General features: G+C 72.1%; 17 protein-coding genes and 1 tRNA gene. 4 read left to right on the forward strand and 14 right to left on the reverse strand.

The annotated features are described in order from the left end of the window. Positions 1-11: 11 nt before the first annotated feature. Both ACH4SL_RS09235 and ACH4SL_RS09240 read right to left on the reverse strand, forming a co-directional pair. Positions 12-1,847, reverse strand: a complete 1,836-nt coding sequence (locus ACH4SL_RS09235; protein ID WP_398442942.1) for a discoidin domain-containing protein — start codon at positions 1,845-1,847, stop codon at positions 12-14. 312 nt (positions 1,848-2,159) lie between these two features. Continuing rightward, positions 2,160-3,713, reverse strand: coding sequence for a cellulose binding domain-containing protein (locus tag ACH4SL_RS09240; protein ID WP_398442944.1), 1,554 nt, complete (start codon positions 3,711-3,713; stop codon positions 2,160-2,162). A gap of 341 nt (positions 3,714-4,054) precedes the next feature. Here ACH4SL_RS09240 and ACH4SL_RS09245 point away from each other — a divergent pair, with 341 nt between their 5' ends. Continuing rightward, on the forward strand, positions 4,055-6,991 hold the full coding sequence (locus tag ACH4SL_RS09245) for a glycoside hydrolase family 48 protein (protein ID WP_398442946.1): 2,937 nt from the start codon (positions 4,055-4,057) through the stop codon (positions 6,989-6,991). 237 nt (positions 6,992-7,228) lie between these two features. Here ACH4SL_RS09245 and ACH4SL_RS09250 read toward each other — a convergent pair whose 3' ends face one another. Next, positions 7,229-7,855, reverse strand: coding sequence for an NADPH-dependent F420 reductase (locus ACH4SL_RS09250; protein WP_398442948.1), 627 nt, complete (start codon positions 7,853-7,855; stop codon positions 7,229-7,231). Positions 7,856-7,958: 103 nt separating this feature from the next. On the opposite strand from ACH4SL_RS09250, the gene ACH4SL_RS09255 reads away from it, so the two are divergent. Next, complete coding sequence (locus ACH4SL_RS09255; RefSeq protein WP_398442950.1) at positions 7,959-8,417, forward strand: winged helix-turn-helix transcriptional regulator; 459 nt, start codon at positions 7,959-7,961, stop codon at positions 8,415-8,417. On the opposite strand, the gene ACH4SL_RS09260 is transcribed toward ACH4SL_RS09255, so the two are convergent. From ACH4SL_RS09260 to ACH4SL_RS09270, 3 genes are all read right to left on the reverse strand, one after another. Continuing rightward, positions 8,392-8,775 carry an NUDIX domain-containing protein gene (locus ACH4SL_RS09260; RefSeq protein WP_398442952.1) on the reverse strand — a complete coding sequence of 128 codons (384 nt, stop codon included), beginning with the start codon at positions 8,773-8,775 and terminating at the stop codon, positions 8,392-8,394. The two genes, ACH4SL_RS09255 and ACH4SL_RS09260, sit on opposite strands and share 26 nt — an antisense overlap. 86 nt (positions 8,776-8,861) lie before the next feature. After that, positions 8,862-9,230, reverse strand: coding sequence for a nuclear transport factor 2 family protein (locus ACH4SL_RS09265; protein ID WP_398442954.1), 369 nt, complete (start codon positions 9,228-9,230; stop codon positions 8,862-8,864). Next, a complete protein-coding gene (locus ACH4SL_RS09270; RefSeq protein ID WP_398442956.1) occupies positions 9,227-10,621 on the reverse strand; it encodes an MFS transporter in 1,395 nt (464 codons plus the stop codon). Before ACH4SL_RS09270 ends, ACH4SL_RS09265 begins: the two co-directional genes overlap by 4 nt. An 84-nt stretch (positions 10,622-10,705) precedes the next feature. Here ACH4SL_RS09270 and ACH4SL_RS09275 point away from each other — a divergent pair, with 84 nt between their 5' ends. Then, positions 10,706-11,458 carry a TetR/AcrR family transcriptional regulator gene (locus ACH4SL_RS09275; RefSeq protein WP_398442958.1) on the forward strand — a complete coding sequence of 251 codons (753 nt, stop codon included), beginning with the start codon at positions 10,706-10,708 and terminating at the stop codon, positions 11,456-11,458. A gap of 158 nt (positions 11,459-11,616) precedes the next feature. Here the strand turns inward: ACH4SL_RS09275 and ACH4SL_RS09280 are convergent. From ACH4SL_RS09280 to ACH4SL_RS09290, 3 genes are all read right to left on the reverse strand, one after another. Next, positions 11,617-11,692: transfer RNA gene (locus tag ACH4SL_RS09280), tRNA-His, on the reverse strand. 135 nt (positions 11,693-11,827) lie between these two features. Then, positions 11,828-12,445: an oligoribonuclease gene (gene orn, locus ACH4SL_RS09285; RefSeq protein ID WP_398442960.1), complete on the reverse strand. Its 618-nt coding sequence runs from the start codon at positions 12,443-12,445 to the stop codon at positions 11,828-11,830. Between the two features lie 5 nt (positions 12,446-12,450). Next, a complete protein-coding gene (locus ACH4SL_RS09290; RefSeq protein ID WP_398442962.1) occupies positions 12,451-13,785 on the reverse strand; it encodes a helix-turn-helix domain-containing protein in 1,335 nt (444 codons plus the stop codon). Between the two features lie 771 nt (positions 13,786-14,556). Here ACH4SL_RS09290 and ACH4SL_RS09295 point away from each other — a divergent pair. Then, positions 14,557-15,078 carry a universal stress protein gene (locus tag ACH4SL_RS09295; RefSeq protein ID WP_031514753.1) on the forward strand — a complete coding sequence of 174 codons (522 nt, stop codon included), beginning with the start codon at positions 14,557-14,559 and terminating at the stop codon, positions 15,076-15,078. A gap of 64 nt (positions 15,079-15,142) precedes the next feature. Here the strand turns inward: ACH4SL_RS09295 and glmS are convergent, their stop codons facing one another. From glmS to ACH4SL_RS09320, 5 genes are all read right to left on the reverse strand, one after another. After that, on the reverse strand, positions 15,143-16,957 hold the full coding sequence (gene glmS / locus ACH4SL_RS09300) for a glutamine--fructose-6-phosphate transaminase (isomerizing) (protein ID WP_398442965.1): 1,815 nt from the start codon (positions 16,955-16,957) through the stop codon (positions 15,143-15,145). A gap of 88 nt (positions 16,958-17,045) precedes the next feature. Further along, a complete protein-coding gene (locus tag ACH4SL_RS09305) occupies positions 17,046-17,321 on the reverse strand; it encodes a hypothetical protein (protein ID WP_398442967.1) in 276 nt (91 codons plus the stop codon). Between the two features lie 193 nt (positions 17,322-17,514). Then, entirely contained in the window at positions 17,515-18,675 is a 1,161-nt protein-coding gene (locus tag ACH4SL_RS09310) for an acyl-CoA dehydrogenase family protein (RefSeq protein ID WP_398444062.1), read from the reverse strand. A gap of 8 nt (positions 18,676-18,683) precedes the next feature. After that, positions 18,684-19,700, reverse strand: a complete 1,017-nt coding sequence (locus tag ACH4SL_RS09315; RefSeq protein WP_398442969.1) for a hydroxymethylglutaryl-CoA lyase — start codon at positions 19,698-19,700, stop codon at positions 18,684-18,686. Beyond that, the gene (locus ACH4SL_RS09320) at positions 19,697-21,823 is read right to left on the reverse strand and encodes an acetyl/propionyl/methylcrotonyl-CoA carboxylase subunit alpha (protein WP_398442971.1); all 2,127 of its coding nucleotides are present in this window, start codon (positions 21,821-21,823) and stop codon (positions 19,697-19,699) included. The genes ACH4SL_RS09315 and ACH4SL_RS09320 overlap by 4 nt, the downstream gene beginning before the upstream one ends. Between the last annotated feature and the right edge of the window lie 4 nt (positions 21,824-21,827).

Genomic DNA, 21,827 nt, shown 5'->3' on the forward strand with positions numbered 1-21,827 from the left:
TACGGGGCCGGCTAGAAGCCGACCGCGACCTCCATCCACTGCGGGTTCTGCTGCGAGGCGTACGCGGCCTGGCCGGCCACGTCGTCGTACGGGAAGCCGTACGCGAGGTGGTTGATGCCGTGGTCGTGCCAGTACTTGGCGTACCAGTTGGCCGGGTCGCCGCTGTAGAACTTGGTCGGGTCCTGCTGCTGGTCGGCGGGCAGCGTCGCGGTGTGCCGGTTGAGCGCGGCGCACTTGGCGGCGTCGGCGCCCATGGAGCCGGCGCAGCCAAAGATGTTCGAGGTGGGCTCGTTGACGCCGACCGACTGGGCGTACGCGGTGAAGTAGTTCGCGTTCACCCCGCCCTCACGGAAGCTCGGGTCGCTGCCCGGGGCGATGATCCGGTAGGGCGCCTGGGTCTGCGCGAGCACCTTGAACTGCTGCGGCACCGCGTTCTGGAAGGACTGGAAGACCTGGTCGCGGCTCATGGTGAACAGGTCCTGGCTGTCGCCGAGCTGGATGTCCTGGCCGTCGTGCGAGTGCAGCCGGATGGCCAGCGGCAGCGCCCAGGCGTCGACCCGGGTGGTGTTGCCGTTGAAGACGTTCGCGCCGATCGTGAACTCGATGAAGTCGTTGTACTGGCTGTTCGGCGAGCCGACGTAGAAGTACATCCGGCCCGAGGAGTTCGCCGGCATGTCGAAGTACGGCTGCTCGGCGATCGAGTGGACCTGGCCGTTGAAGCTCCAGTAGACCTGGCTGTCCGGGTAGGCGCCGTTGGTCCGGTTGAGGATCTTCAGCTCCATGACGTTGTGCGCGGCCGGGATGTCGTCGGTGGTGCCCCAGAAGCTGTCGGGCGGGGTCGTGCCGCCGGTGCTGCCGCCCGTGGTGCCGCCGTTGTTCCCGCCGCCGTCGGTCGTGCCGCCGGTGGTGGTGAAGACCTGGAACTCCCACAGCGACACGCCGTACGCGGTGGCCCGCGCGGTGGTGTTGACCCGGACGAAGCGGCCGGTGCCGGTCACGTCCAGCTTCTGCACGCCGCCGGTCGAGGTGGTCGTGGAGTAGACGTTCGTCCACGGGCCGTCGGCGCTGTCGGAGACCTGGATCTGGTAGCCGGTCGCGTAGGCCGCCTCCCAGTTCAGCCCGACGCCGCAGATCTGCTGCGACGAGCCGAGGTCGACCCGCAGCCACTGCGGGTCGCTGAAGGCGCTGGACCAGCGGGTGCCGGTGTTGCCGTCGACCGCCGCGGAGGCCGGGGTGCCGGCGTTCTCGGTGGAGGACGCCACGGCCGACTTGCCCTGCGCGACGTTCGTGGTGGTGCAGGCGCCGGGCTGGGTGCCGCCTCCGCCGTAGACCTGGAACTCCCACAGCGAGTAGCCCCACTGCGTGGCCCGTACGGTGCCGTTGATCCGCACGTAGCGGCCGGAACCGTTTACGGCGAGGTTCTGCACGCCGCCGGTGCCGGTGGTGGTGGAGTAGACCGTGGTCCAGTTCGTGCCGTTGGCGGACGTCTGGATCGTGAACGCCTTGGCGTAGGCCGTCTCCCAGTTGAGCGTCACCTGGCTGATGGCCTGGCTGCTGCCGAGGTCCACCTGGAGCCACTGGGGATCGGACGCCGCGCTGGACCAGCGGGTGCCGGTGTTGCCGTCCACGGCCGCGGAGGCCGGGGTGCCGGCGTTCTCGGTCGACGACGCGGTGGCCGGCTTGCCCTGCGAGAGCAGGGTGCCCGCCGCGCGGGCCGGCGACTGCGAGCCGACGACCAGGACGAGCCCGGCCAGCAGTGCCAGCAGGGCGGTGAGGACGAGATACGGCTGGCGCCCGCGGCGGTGCCCCGCCGGCCTGCGCACCAGCAGGGATGTACTGCCTGACATGTGTTCTCCTCAACCGGGTGGGGGGTCCGTGCCGGAGGCCGGCGGAGCGGGATGAGAGCGCTCTCTCGGCGAGGTGATGTATACAAGGAGCCCATGGGCGCGTCAATAAGTTGTTCAATAATGGCCAGTTGGTGCCTGCAACGAGTACGAGTCTCGAACGGATGCGCCCGGGGCGGAAGTTGACGCTCAGGCGCAGCTCAGGCGCAGCTCAGGCACGGGTCGGGCGCCGGTCGGCCCCGGGAAAGCGGGAGGGGCGGGCCCGTGCACGCCATCCATGCACGGGACCGCCCCCGTTCTCGGGGTGCCGCCGGGTCAGCCCAGCGACGCCAGGTGGTTCTTCAGACCCAGGCCGTACGCCGTCGCGGTGCCGTCGTAGCTGGAGATCAGCGACGGGCCGGACGAGCAGTCCCAGGTGTTCCACGTCCAGCCCAGGTAGCCCAGCTGGTGGCTGTCCAGCCAGCTCATGAAGCTGTCGACGAAGGTGTGCCCGCAGGTGTTCTCGCCGATCTCACCGGCCACCAGCGGCACCTTCGCGGCGACCGGCGCCAGCTGGGAATCCCAGCAGGAGCTGTTCGCGCATGAGTTGAAGTTGTAGACGTGCACGGCCGCGGCCAGATTGCCGGTCGGGTCGGTCGGCTCGTGCGCCAGCCACCCGGTCAGGTCGTTGGAGTAGGCCAGGCCGCCCATCAGGACGACGTTCTGCGCGCCGGTGCCGCGGACGGCGTCCAGCATGTCCTGCATACCCGCCACCTCGTAATTGATGCCGGGGCAGGTGCCGCCGTCCTTCCAGCAGGCCCAGGCCTGGTCGGTGGTGGACGTCGCGCGGTCCGGGTAGGGCTCGTTGAACAGGTCGAAGACGATCGAGGTGTTCGACTTGAACGTGTTGGCCACGCTGGTCCAGAACGGGATCGCGTACTGCGCGTCCGGCATCGGCTTCTGGCAGGTGGCGTTGACGTCGGTGCAGCCCGCCGAGTTGCCCGTGTAGAGGCCGTGCGTCCAGTGCAGCTCGACGATCGGCGTGATGCCGTGCGCGACCAGCCGGTTGACCCAACCGGTGATCGCCGCGATGTAGTTGGCGCCGCCGTCCGCCGCGGGCACGTAGCTCAGGCCCTCCCAGCAGTCCTCGTTGAGCGGCACGCGGACCGCGGTGACGCCCTTCCAGCTGGTGATGGCGTTGATCGCGGCGTCGTCGACCGGGCCGTCGAAGATGCCGTTGCCCTGCGCGCAGGCGAATTCGGTGCCGGAGCGGTTCACGCCGTGCAGCACGACCTGCTTGCCGGTCGAGTCGAGCAGCTTGTTGCCGGACACGTGCAGCTTGGGCGGCGCGGTGTCACCGCCGGGCGGCGTGGTCGGAGGTGTGGTCGGCGGCGTCGTGGGGGGCGTCGTCGGGGGAGTGGTGGGCGGCGTCGTCGGCGGTGTGGTCGGGGGCGTGGTGCCGCCGCCGTCCACGTTGCAGGTGACGCCGTTGAGCGTGAAGCTCGTCGGCGCCGGGTTGCTGCCCGACCAGCTGCCGAGGAAGCCGGCGCTGACGGTGCCGCCGGTGGGGATCACGCCGTTGTACGACTCGGAGGCCGCGGTCACGGCGGTGCCCGACTGGGTCCAGGCGGCGTTCCAGCCCTGGGTGACCTTCTGGCCGCCGGAGAAGGCGAAGCCGAGCTTCCAGCTGGTGGTGGGAGCGGAGTTGTTGGTGATGACAACGTTGCCCTGGAAGCCCGCGTCCCACTGGTTCGTCACCGAGTAGGAAACGGCGCAGGCCGGTGCGGCTCCCGCCGCGGTGGCGCCGAGTGCGGGGAGCAGGGCGGCGGCTGCCGCCGCCGTACTCACGGCCGCGACGGCGAGCGCCGCGGTGCGCGTGGGTCGTCGCATGAGCGACTCCTCGTGAAGTGGGGGGATCGAGGAAGGGTGCCGTCCGCGGTGCCCGTGCCGGGCGCCGGTGGACGTCACCAAGAAGTGGACGCGCTCCCACTGGTCCGGCGCACGACCCTAGCGTCAAGTGCCGTCCAAGGGTAGGGGGGACATCCCGGCCATCTGCCGACTGTGCGCCGCACACACCGACTAGTGCACATCGCAGGCCCCCCAGCAGGGCTTTGTGCTTCACCTCTTGACAGGTATTCGGCAACGCCTTGATGGTGGGAGCGCTCCCACTGGTTCACAGCTTGAGAAGCACCACCCATCCCCCCACACCCCAGCGCGAGGAGACCTCCCGCATGGCAAGAGGAAGACCGATCCTGAGAAGGCCGGGACGGCGGGTCACGAAGCTGCTGACGGCCCTGGCCGCCGCGCTCGCCCTGCCGCTCGGCATGACGGTGGCCGCCGGCGGCTCCGCGCACGCCGCGGGACTGTCGTGCAGCGTCGACTACACCACCCAGGACTGGGGCTCCGGCTTCACCGCCAACGCCAAGATCACCAACCTGGGCAGCAGCGCGATCAGCGGCTGGACGCTGACGTACTCCTACACCGGCAACCAGACGCTGCAGAGCGGCTGGAACGGCACCTGGTCGCAGTCCGGCAAGGCCGTCACCGTCAAGTCGCTCGACTGGAACGGGACGATCGCCGCCAACGCGAACGTCACCACCAGCGCCAACTTCAACTACAGCGGCACCAACACCGCGCCGACGTCCTTCAGCGTCAACGGCACGGTGTGCGGTGGCGCGCACCAGCCGCCGCTGCCGGTGCTCACCAGCCCGTCGGCCGGTGCCACCTACAGCGCGGGCGCCACGATCCCGCTGGCCGCGACCGCGGTCGCGGCGGACAGCGCCACGATCAGCAAGGTGGAGTTCTACAACGACACCACGCTGCTGGGCACCGACACCACCTCGCCGTACACGTTCGACTGGGCGAGCGTCCCGGCCGGTGACTACTCGGTCTACGCCAAGGCCTACGACAGCCTGGGCGCGTCCGCCGAGTCGACCCCGGTGGGCGTGCACGTCGCGAGCGGCCCGGCGATCGTGGCCTCGCCCACGACGCTGTCGGTCCAGCAGGGCAAGACCGGCACCTTCGGCGTGAAGCTGTCCGGTGCCCCGGCGGCCAACGTGACGGTCGCCGTCGCGCGGACCGCGGGCAACAGCGGGCTGAGCGTCCAGTCCGGGGGAAGCCTGACCTTCACCCCGTCCAACTGGTCCACCGCGCAGAACGTGACCGTCGCCGCCAACGCCTCCGGCACCGGCGCGGCCACCTTCTCGGCCACCGCCACCGGCTACAGCACCGCGACGGTCTCGGTCAGCGAGATCGCCGCGACCGGTGACTACGCGGCGCGCTTCCTGTCGCTCTACAGCAAGATCACCGACCCGTCGAGCGGCTACTTCTCGCCCGAGGGCATCCCGTACCACTCGGTCGAGACGCTCATGGTCGAGGCCCCGGACTACGGTCACGAGACCACGTCCGAGGCGTATTCGTACATGATCTGGCTGCAGGCCATGTACGGGCAGGTCAGCGGTGACTGGAGCAAGTTCAACGCGTCCTGGGGCACCATGGAGAAGTACATGATCCCCACCCACGCGGACCAGCCGACCGGCAGCTCGTACAACCCGAGCGCGCCGGCCACCTACGCCCCCGAGCACCCGCTGCCGAGCGACTACCCGTCGCAGCTCGACGGCAACATCAAGGTCGGCGTGGACCCGATCGCGGGCGAGCTGAAGTCGGCCTACGGCTCTGACGACATCTACGGCATGCACTGGCTGGAGGACGTGGACAACGTCTACGGCTACGGTGACACGCCCGGTGGCGGCTGCGAGCTGGGCCCGAACGCGGACGGCCCGTCGTACATCAACACCTTCCAGCGCGGTGCGCAGGAGTCGGTGTGGGAGACCGTGCCGCAGCCGACCTGCGACGCGTTCAAGTACGGCGGCAAGAACGGTTACCTGGACCTCTTCACGGGTGACTCGAACTACGCGCAGCAGTGGAAGTACACCGACGCCCCCGACGCCGACGCACGCGCGATCCAGGCCGCGTACTGGGCCGACCAGTGGGCCACCGCGCAGGGCAAGAAGGCGGACGTCGCGGCGACCGTCGCCAAGGCCGGCAAGATGGGCGACTACCTGCGGTACTCGTTCTTCGACAAGTACTTCAAGAAGATCGGCAACTGCACCAACCCGAGCACCTGCGCGGCCGGCACCGGCAAGGACAGCGAGCACTACCTGCTGTCCTGGTACTACGCCTGGGGCGGCTCGTCCGGCACCGGCGGCGGCTGGTCCTGGCGCATCGGTGACGGCGCCTCGCACTTCGGCTACCAGAACCCGCTGGCGGCCTACGCGCTGACCACCGACACGGCCATGGCCCCGAAGTCCGCGACCGGCAAGGCCGACTGGACCACGAGCCTCAGCCGGCAGCTGGAGTTCTACCAGTGGCTGCAGTCCTCCGAGGGCGCCATCGCCGGCGGCGCCACCAACAGCTGGGACGGCGCCTACGGCCAGCCCCCGGCCGGCACGCCCACCTTCTACGGGATGGCGTACGACTGGGAGCCCGTCTACCACGACCCGCCGTCGAACCAGTGGTTCGGCATGCAGGCCTGGTCGATGGAGCGGGTCGCGGAGTACTACCAGCAGACCGGTGACGCCAAGGCCAAGAAGATCCTCGACAAGTGGGTCACCTGGGCCATGTCCGAGACCACCGTCAACGCGGACGGCACCTTCAAGATCCCGTCCGACCTCCAGTGGACCGGCCAGCCGGACACCTGGAACGCGTCCAGCCCGGGCACCAACGCCGGTCTGCACGTGACGGTCTCGGCCTACGGCAACGACCTGGGCGTCACGGCGGCCTACGCCAAGACGCTGTCCTACTACGCCGCCAAGTCCGGCAGCACGGCCGCCAAGACCATGGCCAAGCAGCTGCTCGACGGCATGTGGACCAACTACCAGGACCCGCTGGGCATCGCGACCCCGGAGACCCGGACCGACTACAACCGGTTCGACGACCCGGTCTACGTGCCGTCCAGCTTCTCCGGCACGATGCCCAACGGCGACAAGATCGACTCCAACTCGACCTTCATCGAGCTGCGGTCCTTCTACAAGAACGACCCGAACTGGTCGAAGGTGCAGGCCTATCTCGACGGCGGCGCCGCGCCCAGCTTCACCTATCACCGCTTCTGGGCCCAGGCCGACATCGCCATGGCGATGGGAGCCTACGGTCTGCTCTTCGGCGCGTGATCCGTACTCCCGGCGGGAGCCGGGGCGGGAGATGACCCGGGCCTCCTGACAGCCGCCCGGCCGCCCCGCTCCCTCCGGGACCCCGGCCGCGGCCCCGCACCTCCCTGGGCACTGGGAGGGCGCGGGGCCGTGGTGTCGTCCGGCGCTTTTTGCGCGGGGCCGTGGTGTCGTCCATGCCTGTGAGCCTTACGCCGCCGGGAACGCACGGGGAGCGCTCCCGGCGGCCCGCGCGCCCCCTTACGCCGGGACGCTCGGCACCGCCGAGGACGGGTCGACGCCCGCGAAGACCAGGCCGATGACGAATCCGGCCACCTCCTCCAACTGCCGGGCCCGGCGCAGCGGCCCGACCACGGCGGGCCGCCCGCCCGCGTCCTCCACCAGCTTCGCGGCCGCCGCGAGCGCACCGGCGTCGTCCCCGGCCATCGCCACCGTGACGGGCTCGCGGCCGCCGCTCCACTGGTCGGCGGCGAAGAGGTGGAAGGCCTTGACGACGTGCGCGCCCGGCGCGAGGTCCGCGATGTGCTCGGCGGCCGAGCGACCGTCGCCGGTGAGGAGTTCACCGACGCCGTGCGCGACCGCGTTGGTGGGGTCGAGCAGCGGCGTGCCGGACAGCGTCCCGTCGGCCGCGCCCGCGAGCCCGAGGATGTCCGCGAGCCCCTCCCAGGCGACGGCGACGAGCACCGCGTCCGCCCCCTCCACCGCCTCCCGGGGCTCCACGGCGCCCGCCGCCCCGCCCATCGCCGCCGCCGCGCCCGCGGCGCGCTCCCGCGAGCGTCCCCCGACCCGTATCTCGTGCCCTGCGCGCCCCCAGGCCGCGCCCAGCGCGACCGCGAGTGTGCCTGTGCCCAGAATGCCGATCCGCATCGTCCTGCTCCCCTGTGACGTTTCCTGTCCTGCTGTCTCGGCAGGACGGTAGGCAGGCCGATACGCACCGCCCGGTAGGGAACGGCTGCGGCACGATGGGGGTATGACGCCTGCGACGAAGAGCCCGGCCGTGCCCGGGGAGGCCGCGGCCTCCTGCGCCGCGAGCAGTCCGCCGCCGCTGCCGCCCGGGCCGCCCTTCCTCGCCGACTGCGGGCTGCGGGCCGCCACCGACCTGCTGGCGCACACCTGGGACGCGGTGGTGCTGGCGGGCCTGCGTCCGGGCCCGCGCCGCCGCCGCGACCTGCTGACGTGGCTGGGCGGCGCGAGCGACAAGGCGCTGACGGAGACCCTGCGCCGCCTCCAGGCGAACGGCCTGGTGGCCCGTCAGGCGCACCCCGCGGCCCCGCCCCACGTCGACTACGCCCTCACGCCGCTCGGCGTGACCTTCGTCGACGGCCCCCTGCACGCCCTCGCCGCCTGGACGCTGGCCCACGCCGACGACCTGCTGGCCGCCCAGGAGTCCGCGGCGGAGGGGGTCAGACCAGCAGCCCGGCGTCCCTGAGGTCGTCGAAGAGCAGCTGGTCGACGGGCGGCACGAGCGGCCGGTCGGCGTAGCCGAACCAGGCGATCTCCTCGATCTCGCTGCTGGGCATCAGCTCCCCGCGGTATTCCGCGGTGTAGCAGGCCATCCGCACGAGACCGCCGTCCACGCCCGCCTCGTACGTCCCGGTGTGCGCGGCCGTCCCCGGGTCGAGCACGACGTCCAGCTCCTCCCGGATCTCCCGCACGAGCGTCTCCAGATCGCTCTCGGCTCCCTCCCGCTTGCCGCCCGGGACGTAGAAGACCCCCTTCCCCCGCGGCCGCGCGCACAGCACCCGCCCGCCCTCGGTCCGCACCCACGCCACCGTGTCGATCAGCACCGCGTGCCCTCTCCCTCGACTCCTCCGCCGCCGTACCCCCCGACCGTACGGTGCCGGGGGGTACGCGCCGTCAGGAGCAGGGCCGCTCAGACGAAGAAGCCCACGACACTGCGGATGCGGTCCCCGTCGAAGTCGACCACGTCGTAGCCGGTGGCCACGGTGCCCAACTGCCAGGTGAACAGCGCCCGGTCGTGGTGGACGCCGATCAGGCTGCCGAGGGTGAAGCGCAGGTCGCCGAGCTTGGTGTGGGCCAGGCCGATCGCCTGCGACAGCTCGGCATGCCCGTGCAGGCCCGCGTGGTCGGGGTCGGAGTAGAAGCAGTCGTCGGTGAGGACGGTCCCCATGAGGGTCTCGCGGGCGGCGGCGTCCCGCTCGTTCCAGACGGCGATGTAGGCGGCGATCAGATCGGCGGTGCCGAGTGGGCCGGGGGTGCTCGTCGGGTCGGTGGTGCTCATCGGGTTGCTCCTTCGAGGGCGGGGGAGGGGCCGGGGTTGGGCTGGGGGCTGGGGTCCTTCAGGGCCAGGGCGATCAGGCCGGCGACGACGGTGGCCGCCGCGGCGGTCCAGCCCGCGGCGTGCAGGCCGTCGAGGAGGTGCGGCGAGCCGGTGGTGATCGCGACGAAGGCGGCCAGGCCCATCGCGCCGCCGACCTCCTTGGCGGTACTGGCCAGCCCGGAGGCGACGCCCTGCTCGTGGGGCGCGACACCGGATCCGGCGGAGGCGAAGAGGGTGACGAAGGCGACGCCGCCGAACAGGCCCCACACGACGCTGCCGGGCAGCAGCGTCCAGAACCCGCCGCCGGACGTGGTGCCCGCGACCATCACGGCGATGCCTGCGCCCGTTCCGACCGTGGAGGCGGCGAGCGTGGTGCGGACCCCGAAGCGGCCGAGCAGGACCGGGGCGGCCTTGAGGGCCGCGGCCATGCAGACCAGTGTCAGCGGCAGGAACGTCAGCCCGGTCTGCAACGCGCTGTAGCCGCGGACCGGTTGGAGGTAGGACGTCAGGATGTAGAAGCCGCCGCCGAGGGTGCCCTGGAAGAGGGCGATCACGATCATCGTGGTGGACAGGTTGCGGCCGCGCGCCAGCTTCAGCGGGATCAGCGGGTCGCGGGTGCGCGCCTCCACGTACAGCAGGACGCCGATCAGCACCGCCCCGGCCCCCAGCGCCCCGGCGCCGCGCAGCGACAGCCAGCCGGCCTGCGGGCCGCTCGCCAGTCCGAGGACCAGCAGCACCGACCCGGCGGTGGCCAGCGCGGCGCCCGGGAGGTCGAAGGCGCCCCGGGTGCGGGGCGGATCGGCGGGCAGCAGCCGGGGCGCGGCCAGCGCGCATCCCAGCGCGAGGGGCACGTTGACGAAGAACACCCACTCCCAGCCGAGGTATTCGGTCAGCACCCCGCCCAGCAGCGAGCCGGTCGCCAGGCCCGCGCTGCCCGCCATGCCCCAGGCGCCCAGCGCCCGGTTGCGGGCCGGTCCCTCGGCGAAGCCGCGGTAGACGAGCGTGAGCGTCGCGGGGGTCAGCAGCGCCCCACCCACGCCCTGCACCGCGCGGGCGGCGATGAGCACCCCGGCGCTCGGCGCGAGGCCGCCGGCCAGGGAGGCGACGCCGTACAGCGCCAGCCCGGTCATGAACATCCGGCGGGCGCCGAGCCGGTCCACGGCCCGCCCGCCGAACAGGAGCAGCCCGCCGAGCCCGACGGCGTAGGCGCTGACCACCCACTGCACGGACTGCGGGCCGAAGCCGAGCGCGTCCCCGATGTCGGGGAGCGCCACGTACACGATGTTGTAGTCGAGAGCGACGATGAGCTGCGTCAAGGCCAGCAGCCCAAGGCGTTGCCGGTCCCGGTCCATGTGACTCCTAGAGCCGTAAAATTACTACACGCCGTTCAATAAACGGCACGCCGTACAGTAGTCCAACCCTGTAAAGTGTCAACCGTGGCCGAGACAGGGACAGCGGGTGCTGGGACGGGGACGGCAGGGGCCGGGAAGCCGGTGAGCCGCCGGGAGCGGATGCGCGCCCAGACGACCGCGGAGATCAAGGCGGTCGCGCTCGGGCTCATGGCCGACGGCGGCCCCGACGCCCTCTCGCTGCGGGCCATCGCGCGCGACATGGGGATGACGGCCGGCGCGATCTACAGCTACTTCCGCACCCGCGACGACCTGGTCACCACGTTGATCGGCGACGTCTACACCGCGGCGGTGGAGGCCGCGGAATCCGCCCGCGACGCCGTCCCCGAGGACCGGCCGGGCGCCCGGATCCTGGCGTGGGCGCAGGCGATGCGCACATGGGCGCTGGCCGACCCGGCGGGCTTCAAGCTGATCTACGGCGACCCGGTGTCCGGCTACCGCCCGCCCGACGACGGCCCCGGCAGATCCGCCGAACTACGCGCCTGCACCGGCCTCATCGGCCTCGTCGCCGCCGCCTGGCCCGCGGCCGGTCCGCTCCAGCCGGACGGCCGCGCCTACACCTGGGAGGACTTCGACGCGGGCCTGGCCGCCCACGCCCGCGAGGACTTCCCCGACCTCCCCCCGGCCGGCCTCGCCCTGACCCTGCGGATGTGGGGCCGTATGCACGGCCTCATGGCCCTGGAGATCTACGGCCACCTGGGCGCCCTCGTGCACGACCCGGCGGCCGTCTACGCCGACGAGATGCGCGACCTCGTCGCCTCCCTCGGCCTCACGCCCTGAGCCCCGCGCCTTTACCGCCCCCGGCGCCACCCCGCCACTCACGGGAGCGTTTTCCGGTCCTTCTCGACCGGCCCGCAGTCCACCCGCCCTGCGAGCGCGAAAGAGCCGCTGCGTACAACGGCGAGGCCCCGGCCCGCTTGCGCGGACCGGGGCCTCGGTGGGGTGAGTGACGGGACTCGAACCCGCGGCATCCTGGACCACAACCAGGTGCTCTACCAGCTGAGCTACACCCACCATCGGCGGCACGTCGCCCCGGTGATCTTCCGGGGTGGCGTCGCCTCGAAAAGTGTACAGGGTGGCGAGGGGTGGTCGCGCCCTGCTTTTGTACGGGTCCCGCGGGGGCTCCGTGCGGGTCCCGCGGCGGCCGGGTCAGTGCGCGGCCGGGCCTTCCGACGGGAGGACGTGGCGGGCGGCGATCGCGCGGGCGGTGTCCGTGTCGGGGCCGGGCTGCGGGACGAAGACGGCCTCGCGGTAGTAGCGCAGCTCGGCGATCGACTCGCGGATGTCGGCGAGGGCGCGGTGGTTGCCGTTCTTCTCGGGGCTGTTGAAGTAGGCCCGCGGATACCAGCGGCGGGCCAGCTCCTTGACCGAGGAGACGTCCACGATCCGGTAGTGCAGGTGCTGCTCCAGCGTGGGCATGTCCCGCGCGAGGAAGCCGCGGTCGGTGGACACCGAATTCCCGCACAGCGGAGCCTTGCGCGGCTCGGCGACGTGCGAGCGCACATAGTCGAGCACGATCCGCTCGGCCTCGGCCAGCGCCATCCCGCCGGCCAGCTCGTCGAGCAGGCCGGAGGCGGTGTGCATGGCCCGGACCACGTCCGGCATGGTGTCGAGCGCCTCGGCGGGGGGGCGGATCACGACGTCCACCCCCTCCCCGAGCACGTTCAGCTCCGAGTCGGTGACGAGGGCGGCCACCTCGATCAGCGCGTCCTGCGCCAGTGACAGCCCCGTCATCTCACAGTCGATCCACACCATCCGGTCGTTCATGCGTCTCACCCTACGGGGCGGTCACGCGGTCCCGGCAGTGCGGCGCCCAGACCGCGTGCGCCGCGCAGCCGGGAGCGGGCGGGCCCGTCCTGCGGCTCACCCCGCCCCGGCTGGTCGGGCACGCGCGCGGCATAGGCGTCGCTCTCCGGTTTGCCCGGCGGCGCGAGCAGCTGCGAGACCGGCGTATGGTGCCCCGCCAGCGCCGCCGCACCGGTCGGCGCGGGGCCCCGGCGCAGCGCGGACAGGTCGGCGGGCGGCTGGTGCCGCTCCGGCTCGTCCTGCGGCCTGCGGGCCCGGTAGGCGGCCCGGTAGGACGCGGGGGAGGAGCCGAGCTGCCGCCGGAAGTGGCCGCGCAGCGCCACCGGGGAGCGGAAGCCGCAGCGGCCCGCGACCTCGTCCACCGAGTAGTCCGACGTCTCCAGCAGCCGCTGCGCCTGGAGCACCCGCTGGGTGATCAGCCACTGGAGCGGCGCGCTGCCGGTGAGCGAGCGGAAGCGCCGGTCGAAGGTCCGCCGGCTCATGTACGCGCGCGCGGCCAGCGCCTCCACGTCGAACTGCTCGTGGAGGTGCTCCAGCGCCCAGGCGACGACCTCGGCGAGCGGGTCGGCGCCGATCTCCTCCGGTAAAGAGCGGTCCAGGTGCCGCTGGCCCGTTTGCCAGTCGGACCGGCGCGGCGGCACGACCAGCCGGCGGGCGAGCGCCGCGGCCGCCTCGCCGCCGTGGTCGGTGCGCACCACGTGCAGGCACAGGTCGATACCGGCGGCGGTGCCGGCCGACGTCAGCACGTCGCCGTCGTCGACGAACAGCTCGCGCGGGTCGACGTGCACGGACGGGTAGCGCTTGGCGAGCGTGGGCGCGTACATCCAGTGCGTGGTGGCGGGCCTGCCGTCCAGCAGCCCGGCCGCGGCCAGCACGAAGGCGCCGGTGCACAGGCCGATGATGCGGGCGCCCTCCTCGTGGGCGCGGCGGATCGACTCCAGCGCCTCGGGCGGCGGGGCCTGGGAGATCGACCGCCAGGTCGGCACGACGACCGTGCCGGCCCGGGAGAGCGCCTCCAGGCCGTAGGGCGCGGTCAGTTCGAGACCGCCGGTAGTGCGCAGCGGCCCGTCCTCGCCGGCGCAGACCAGGAGCCGGTAGCGCGGCACCCCGGCGTCCTGCCGGTCTATCCCGAAGACGGACAGCGGTATGGAACTCTCGAAGATCGGGCCACCGCTGAACAGCAGCACCGCCACGACCTCGGGTCGCCGGCGCGCGGAGAGCTTACGGATGGCGCGAGGCGATGCCGATGGTGCCTGCGACAGGCTCTCCGTCGCCGTAACGGAACCGGACTCCTGGCTCATGGAGCTCAAGCCCCCCTCGAATCGACGCGTCGTCACCTCGGTCCTGCACGTACCCCCCGCGCGGCCACCCAAGATCAAATCTACTGTGTCAGGTGGGGCGTCAGTGACGTCATTGTCACCTGACGGCAAATCGACAAGACAACGTGGCGTAAAGCATTCGATCACGAAGCGTTTCACTCGTTGCGCGCTGAGGGAAGTACGCCTCCCGTCACTTCGGCCACGCAGTGCGTCACCCGCGACACGCCGCATCGTAGAACCGCAGGTGACAGAGGTGTTAGCGGGCGTCCAACCGAACGCCGGTGCATGGCCCGGAAGTTGGCCGAAAATCGACCTTCAGGAGCGCGGGGCGCGTACAAGGCGGCCGGGCGCGCGCGGGGCGGCTCCCTGGCGCGCCGCCAACTGCCGCACGGAACGGGTGAATCCGGTGGATATCCCGTGGCAGCAGCGGGTATGACCGTCTCACGGCGCGCGGCCGCCCGCGGGTGATCCGATGCGCCCCCGGGATGCTCCGGTGCGCCGCGCCGTGCCGCGGGTTGGCGGGATGGCGTTGCGCTCGCGGCGCCGCTCCGGCATTCTCCTGGGAACTCCGGGTACGCGACCGGTGGAGACGCTGCCGAACCTGTGCAGGCGGTCCTTACAGCCGTACTCTGGAGAGAGCGGGACGGGAAGTGGCGAACTGGCCCAAACCGGCCGGTCCGGCGGACCGACCCGCACGACCCGTCCTGTCCGTTGCTCGGCGCGTCAGCGCCGCCCTCGCCGAGAATCCGCATCATGGCCGGTCATGACTTCCCCGAGCCCGCCGATCGCAGGCCGCTAGCCGAATCGGCCGCGGCGCTGCCCGAACAGGCGCCCGCCCGGCACCCTTGCGATCCGGCCTTCCGGCACGGTGTCGTCGTCGGGTTCGACGGGTCCGTCTCCAGCGAGCGCGCGCTCGCGTACGCCGTGGGCATGGCCCGCAGGACGGCGTCCGCCCTGATCATCGTGCATGTGGCCAACCGGCTGCCGGCCACGGTGTGGGCGGGCTGCGAGCCACCGGTCTTCGTCGACGTCCCCGACCACCGCACCGAGGTGCTCGGCCTGGAGCTGGCCTGCTCGGACCACCTCGCCGAGATCTCCTGGGTGCTGGTGGAGCGCGGCGGCGACATCTGCCACGAGTTGGAGGAGGTCGGCCGGGAGTACGAGGCCGACGCCATCGTGGTCGGCGGCACCCACGGGCTGGCCGGGCGGATCTTCGGCTCGGTCGCCGGCCGCCTCGCCCGCCGGGCGCAGCGCCCGGTCGTCGTCATCCCGTAGGGCGTGCGCGTACGCGCTCGGGCGCGGGGGCGTACGCGCACGTACGCTCCCGCGCCCGGTGCGGCTACTCCACGGTGACGGACTTCGCCAGGTTGCGCGGCTTGTCGATGTCGCGGCCCAGCGCGAGCGCGGTGTGGTAGGCGAAGAGCTGGAGCGGGATGCCCATGAGGATCGGGTCCAGCTCGTCCTCGTTCTTGGGCACCACGATCGTGTGGTCCGCCTTCTCCTGCACCTGGTGCGCGACCGCCAGGATCCGGCCGTTCCTGGCCTTGATCTCCTCCATCGCCGCGCGGTTCTTCTCCAGCAGGTCGTCGTCGGGCACGATCGCGACGGTCGGCATCGACGGGTCGATCAGCGCCAGCGGCCCGTGCTTGAGCTCGGAGGCGGGGTAGGCCTCGGCGTGGATGTAGCTGACCTCCTTGAGCTTCAGCGACGCCTCGCGTGCGACCGGGTAGCCGCGGACCCGGCCGATGAAGAGCATCGAGTGCGCGTCGGCGTACGACTTGGCCAGCTGCTTGATGTCCTGCTCGGTCTTGAGGATCTCCTCGATCTGCGCCGGCAGCCGGCGCAGCCCCTCGATGATCCGCCGCCCGTCGGTGACCGACAGATCGCGCACCCGGCCGAGATGCAGGGCCAGCAGCGCGAAGGAGACAACGGTGTTGGTGAAGCACTTGGTGGACACCACGCACACCTCGGGCCCGGCGTGCACGTACGTGCCGCCGTCCGCCTCGCGGGCGATCGCCGAGCCCACGACGTTGACCACGCCCAGCACCCGGGCGCCCTTGCGCTTGAGCTCCTGGACGGCCGCCAGCACGTCGTACGTCTCGCCGGACTGCGACACCGCGACGTAGAGGGTGTCGGGGTCGACCACCGGGTTGCGGTAGCGGAATTCCGAGGCGGGCTCGGCGTCCGCGGGGATGCGCGCCAGCTCCTCGATCAGGCCCGCGCCGATCTGCCCGGCGTGGTAGCTGGTGCCGCAGCCGAGGATCTTGATGCGGCGCACGCTGCGCGCGTCGCGCGCGTCCATGTTGAGACCGCCCAGGTGGACGGTCGCAAAGCGGTCGTCGATCCGGCCGCGCAGCACCCGGTCGACGGCCTCGGCCTGCTCGAAGATCTCCTTGTGCATGTAGGTGTCGTGGCCGCCCATGTCGTACGACTCGGCCTCCCACTCCACCGTGGTCGGCGTCGCCGTCGTCTGCGAGCCCTCGGTGGTGTAGGTGCGGAAGTCGTCGGCCTTGAGGGTGGCCATCTCGCCGTCGCCGAGGGTCACGACCTGCCGGGTGTGGGCGACGAGCGCGGCCACGTCGGAGGCGACGAACATCTCCTTCTCGCCGATCCCCAGCACCACGGGCGAGCCGTTGCGGGCCACGACGATCCGGCCCGGGAAGTCCTGGTGCAGCACCGCGATGCCGTACGTGCCCTCGACCGAGCGCAGCGCCTCGCTGACCTTCTTCTCCAGCGTCTCGGCGGCGGACCGGGCGATGAGATGGGCCAGCACCTCGGTGTCGGTCTCGGAGGCGAAGACGACACCCTCGGCCGTGAGCCGGATGCGCAGCTCGGAGGCGTTGTCGATGATGCCGTTGTGGACGACGGCGACCTTCTCCCCGGCGTCCAGGTGCGGGTGCGCGTTGACGTCGCTGGGCGCGCCGTGGGTGGCCCAGCGGGTGTGGGCGATGCCGGTGGTACCGGCGAAGCGCTTGGGGATGCGCGACTCCAGCTCCCGCACCCGGCCCTTGGCCTTGACCGTCCGCAGCTCGCCCGACTTGCCGGTGATGACGATGCCGGCCGAGTCGTAACCGCGGTACTCCAGCCGCTGCAAGCCCTCCAGCAGCAGTGGGGCCACATCACGCTTGCCGATGTACCCGACGATTCCGCACATGAGCCGTCCGTCCCTCTCCGTCGTCCTGCGCTTGTCCCTGAAGCCCTGATGCCCTGACGCCTTGCTTGCCCTGGTGCCCGGGGTCTTCTCAGCCGTAGACGATGCGGCGGAGCTGGCGCTGGGAGAGCCCGGCGGGCGCGACCGCGCGGTGCGGCAGCTCCTCGCCGATCCGCGCGAAGATCTCCGCGTTGACCAGGCCTTTCGCCTGGAGCTCGCGGTGTCTGCGGCGGACGAACTCCTCCGTCGTCTCGTCGAAGTACGCCAGGACGTCCAGGACGACCCGGGACGCCTCGCCGCGGTGCAGCGGCGTGGTGCGCACCAGGTGGTCGATCAGGTCGTCGTACGGGGTCCGGCGTTCGAGCACCCGTTGATACTGGTGTGATGATCTTCGCTTTGCAAGAATCCTGCCCGATTCCGGGCAGGATGGCAGCTCAGGAACGGCCAAAGGAGTGACGGCGGGCGCAGAAATGCCCTGTATCGGGTCGGATCGGGACAGCGCCCGGTCGGATCCGGACGGCGCCCGGCCGGCTCCGGGGCCTCCGTCGGATCCGGGGGGCTCAGCCGGTCAGTCCCAGCTCCCGGGCGATCAGCATCCGCTGGACCTCGCTCGTCCCCTCGCCGATCTCCAGGATCTTGGAGTCGCGCCACATCCGCGCCACCGGGTAGTCGTTCATGAAGCCGTAGCCGCCGTGGATCTGCGTAGCTTCGCGGGCGTTGGTCACGGCCACCTCGCAGGAGTAGAGCTTGGCGAGGGCGGCCTCCTTCTTGAACGGCTCCCGGTGCACCAGCCGGGACGCCGCGTCCCGCCACGCCAGCCGCGCGGTGTGCGCGCGCATCTCCATGTCGGCGAGCTTGAACTGGATGGCCTGGTTGGCGCCGATCGGCCGGCCGAAGGCCTCCCGGGTCCGCGCGTACCGCACCGACTCGTCCACGCAGCCCTGTGCCAGCCCCGTGGCCAGCGCGGAGATCGCGATCCGTCCCTCGTCGAGGATGCGCAGGAACTGCGCATAGCCGCGGCCCTGCTCGCCGAGCAGATTTCCCGCCGGGACCCGGCAGTCGGAGAAGGACAGCTCCCGGGTGTCCGACGCGTTCCACCCGACCTTGCTGTACTTCTTCGACACCGTGAAGCCCGGTGTGCCGGACGGCACGATGATCGACGAGATCAGCGGCCGCCCGTCGTCCTTCCGCCCCGTCACCGCGGTCACCGTCACCAGCCCGGTGATGTCCGTGCCGGAGTTGGTGATGAAGCTCTTGGTGCCGTTGATCACCCACTGGCCGGTGCTCTCGTCGAGCCGGGCGGTGGTGCGCGTGCCGCCCGCGTCCGACCCGCAGTCCGGCTCCGTCAAACCGAAGGCCCCGAGCATCTCGCCCGAGCACAGCTTGGGCAGCCACTCCTGCTTCTGCTCCTCCGTGCCGAACCGGAAGACCGGCATCGCCCCCAGCGACACCCCGGCCTCCAGCGTGATCGCGACCGAGGAGTCCACCCGGGCGATCTCCTCCAGCGCCAGGCACAGCGCGAAGTAATCCCCGCCCATCCCGCCGTACTCCTCGGGGAAGGGCAGCCCGAACAGCCCCATCCGCCCCATCTCCCGCACGATCTCGTACGGGAACTCCTCCTTCTCGTAGAAGTCCCCGATCGCCGGGGCGATCACCTCGCGGGCGAACTCCGCGACGGTGACGCGCAGCTCCTCGTACTCCTCGGACAGCCGGTGGTCGATGGTCATGGCTACTGCTCCCGGTGGGTGAGGGCGCGGACGGTACGGGACGGGCTCGGCCGTCCCAACTGCTCCGCCATCCAGACGCTTGTGGCGCTGAGGCGGTCGAGGTCGACCCCGGTGTCGATGCCGAGTCCGTCCAGCATCCAGACCAGGTCCTCCGTGGCGAGGTTTCCGGTGGCGCTCTTCGCGTACGGGCAGCCGCCGAGCCCGCCGGCCGAGGCGTCCACCACGGTCACGCCCCGTTGGAGGGCGGCCAGCGTGTTCGCCAGCGCCTGCCCGTAGGTGTCGTGGAAGTGGACGGCCAGCCGTTCCACCGGGATCGGCCCGTCCGATCCCGTCAGTTCGTCCAGCAGCGCCGCCACCTGCCCGGGTGTCGCCACCCCGATCGTGTCGCCGAGGCTCAGCTCCGTGCAGCCCATCGCGTACAGGCGCCGGGCCACCGCGGCGACCTGCGCCGGCGGCACCGGACCCTCCCACGGGTCGCCGAAGCACATCGACAGGTAGCCGCGCACCGCCAGCCCCTCCTGCCCGGCCCGCGCCACGACCGGCTCGAACATCTCCAGCGACTGCGCCACCGTCCGGTTCAGATTCGCCCGCGCGAAGGACTCCGTGGCGCTCCCGAAGACCGCGATCTCCCGCACCCCCAGATCGAGCGCCCGCTCCAGGCCGCGCTCGTTGGGCACCAGCACCGGCAGCCGCACCGCGGGATCCCGCCCCGCCAGGTCGGCGAGCAGCGGCATCAGCTCGGCGGCGTCGGCCAGTTGGGGCACCCAGCTCGGCCGTACGAAACTCGTCGCCTCGACCGTCCCCAGCCCCGCGTCCGCCAGCCGGTGCACGAACTCCGCCTTCACCGCGGTCGGCACCACCGCCTTCTCGTTCTGCAGCCCGTCGCGCGCCCCCACCTCGTGAATGCGCACCCTGCGCGGCAACCCGTCCGCCCGCACCGGCGCCGGCAGCCCCAGCTCCAGCACCCCGGGCTCCGCCGCACCGCCGCCGTCGCCGGCCACCTCGTCCGCCGCCCTCATGACGCACCCCCGGCCACCGCACCCCGGCCCGCTTCCGCCCCCGGACCACCCTGCGCCGCGCCGTCCGGGCCGCCCTGCCCCTGCCCCGCCGGGGCCACCACGGCGAGCACCTGGTCCATCGCCACCGCCGCGCCCACGGCGACATCGATCTCGGTCACCGTCCCGTCGTGCGGCGCGGTGATCACGTGCTCCATCTTCATCGCCTCCACCACCAGCAGGCTCTGGCCCGCCACCACCTCGTCGCCCTTGGCCACCTTCACCACCGTGACCGTCCCCGGCATCGGCGCCGACAGCGCTCCGCCGCCCGCACCCAGCGCCGCACCCCGCAGCGCCTCGGCCACCGGGTCGTACGGCCGCACCCGCCAGCTGTCGCCCTCCCGCCCGAGCCATTCGCCCGCGTGCGAGAAGGCCAGCATCCGGTCCGCCAGCTCCAGCCGCACCCGCGGGCCGTCGACCGTGATCCGGGCGGGCACCGCGGGCCCGTCACCGACCCGCACCTCGCCCGGCCGTACCCGCACCTCCACCGGATCCCGCCCCGGCACCCGCAGGTGATGCACCGTCCAGGCCGGTTCCCCGCCGAGCCGCCAGCCGCTGGGCACCGAGAAGGGGTCCGTCCAGCCCTCCGGGCCGGGCCGCGGCGCCAGGGCCTCGTGGCGCAGCAACGCCGCCGCCGTGTACACCTCCTGCGGCACCTCGGACGGCACCAGCCGGGCCGCCTCCCGGTCGATCAGCCCGGTGTCCAGATCCCCTGCCACCACCGCCGGATGGCCGAGCAGCCGCCGCAGGAAACCGGTGTTGGTGTCGAGGCCCAGCACCTCCGTCTCCGCCAGCGCCGCCCGCAGCCGCCGCAGCGCCGTCTCCCGGTCGGGACCGTGCGCGACGACCTTGGCCAGCATCGGGTCGTAGGCGGTGCCCACGTCCGTGCCCTCCGCGAGCCCGGAGTCCACCCGCACCCCGGGCCGCCCCACCGGCTCGCGCAGCGCCAGCGCCCGGCCCGCCGAGGGCAGGAAGTCGACCCGCCCGTCCGCCGGCCGCGCCGTCTCCGCGCACACCCGCGCCTCCACCGCGTGTCCGCTGAGCGTGACGTCCTCCTGCGCGAAGTCCAGCCGCTCACCCGCCGCCACCCGCAACTGCCAGGCGACCAGATCCAGCCCCGTCACCAGCTCGGTGACCGGATGCTCGACCTGGAGCCGGGTGTTCATCTCCATGAAGTAGTACGCCGAAGGATCGGCGCCCGGCACGATGAACTCCACCGTCCCCGCACCCGTGTACCCGCAGGACCGGGCCGCCTGCACCGCGGCCTCGCCCATCGCCGCCCTGGTGGCCGCGTCCAGCAGCACCGAGGGCGCCTCCTCGACGACCTTCTGGTGCCGCCGCTGGAGGGAGCACTCGCGCTCGCCCAGATGCACCACCCCGCCGTGCCCGTCGGCCAGCACCTGGATCTCGATGTGCCGCGGCCGGTCGATCCAGCGCTCCACGAGCAGCGTGTCGTCACCGAACGACCCCAGGGCCTCCCGCCGGGCCGCGGCGATCTCCTCGGCCAGCAGCGCGGTGTCCCGTACCAGCCGCATGCCCTTGCCGCCGCCGCCCGCCGACGGCTTCAGCAGCACCGGCACGCCGATCTCCCGCGCGGCCTCGGCCAGCTGGGCGTCGGTCAGCCCGCTGCCCTGGCTTCCGGGCACCACCGGCACCCCGGCCGCCCGTACCGTCTCCTTGGCCCGGATCTTGTCGCCCATCAGCTCGATCGCGGCCGCGGGCGGTCCCACGAAGACCAGGCCCGCCTCGGCGCACGCCCGGGCGAAGGCGGCGTTCTCCGCGAGGAAGCCGTAGCCGGGGTGCACGGCCTCGGCCCCGGCGGCGAGCGCCGCCCGCACCAGGTCGGAGGCGGACAGATAGCTCTCCACCCGCACCGCGGTGTCGGCCTCCCGGACGTGCCGCGCCTCGGCGTCCGCCGCGGTGAAGGCGGCGGCCGACCGCATCCCCAGCTCGCGCAGCGTGCGGATGATCCGTACGGCGATCTCGCCCCGGTTGGCGACCAGCACGGTGCCGAAGGCGGCGGTCCCGGCGTGCTCCGCGCGGCCCTGGCCGGCGGCGGTGGAATCGGTGGAATCGACTGTGCTCATCTCG

Origin of the sequence: Streptomyces sp. NPDC021020, from assembly GCF_044333285.1 — a bacterium.
Lineage (GTDB): Bacteria > Actinomycetota > Actinomycetes > Streptomycetales > Streptomycetaceae > Actinacidiphila.

What these genes read in the sequence shown, in the direction of transcription:
- ACH4SL_RS09235 (WP_398442942.1), bottom strand. Translation starts at nt 1,847, where the DNA reads ATGTCAGGCAGTACATCCCTGCTGGTGCGCAGGCCGGCGGGGCACCGC.
- ACH4SL_RS09320 (WP_398442971.1), bottom strand. Translation starts at nt 21,823, where the DNA reads ATGAGCACAGTCGATTCCACCGATTCCACCGCCGCCGGCCAGGGCCGC.
- orn (WP_398442960.1), bottom strand. Translation starts at nt 12,445, where the DNA reads ATGAACGACCGGATGGTGTGGATCGACTGTGAGATGACGGGGCTGTCA.
- ACH4SL_RS09245 (WP_398442946.1), top strand. Translation starts at nt 4,055, where the DNA reads ATGGCAAGAGGAAGACCGATCCTGAGAAGGCCGGGACGGCGGGTCACG.
- ACH4SL_RS09240 (WP_398442944.1), bottom strand. Translation starts at nt 3,713, where the DNA reads ATGCGACGACCCACGCGCACCGCGGCGCTCGCCGTCGCGGCCGTGAGT.
- ACH4SL_RS09270 (WP_398442956.1), bottom strand. Translation starts at nt 10,621, where the DNA reads ATGGACCGGGACCGGCAACGCCTTGGGCTGCTGGCCTTGACGCAGCTC.
- ACH4SL_RS09250 (WP_398442948.1), bottom strand. Translation starts at nt 7,855, where the DNA reads ATGCGGATCGGCATTCTGGGCACAGGCACACTCGCGGTCGCGCTGGGC.
- glmS (WP_398442965.1), bottom strand. Translation starts at nt 16,957, where the DNA reads ATGTGCGGAATCGTCGGGTACATCGGCAAGCGTGATGTGGCCCCACTG.
- ACH4SL_RS09295 (WP_031514753.1), top strand. Translation starts at nt 14,557, where the DNA reads ATGGCCGGTCATGACTTCCCCGAGCCCGCCGATCGCAGGCCGCTAGCC.
- ACH4SL_RS09265 (WP_398442954.1), bottom strand. Translation starts at nt 9,230, where the DNA reads ATGAGCACCACCGACCCGACGAGCACCCCCGGCCCACTCGGCACCGCC.
- ACH4SL_RS09255 (WP_398442950.1), top strand. Translation starts at nt 7,959, where the DNA reads ATGACGCCTGCGACGAAGAGCCCGGCCGTGCCCGGGGAGGCCGCGGCC.
- ACH4SL_RS09315 (WP_398442969.1), bottom strand. Translation starts at nt 19,700, where the DNA reads ATGAGGGCGGCGGACGAGGTGGCCGGCGACGGCGGCGGTGCGGCGGAG.
- ACH4SL_RS09290 (WP_398442962.1), bottom strand. Translation starts at nt 13,785, where the DNA reads ATGAGCCAGGAGTCCGGTTCCGTTACGGCGACGGAGAGCCTGTCGCAG.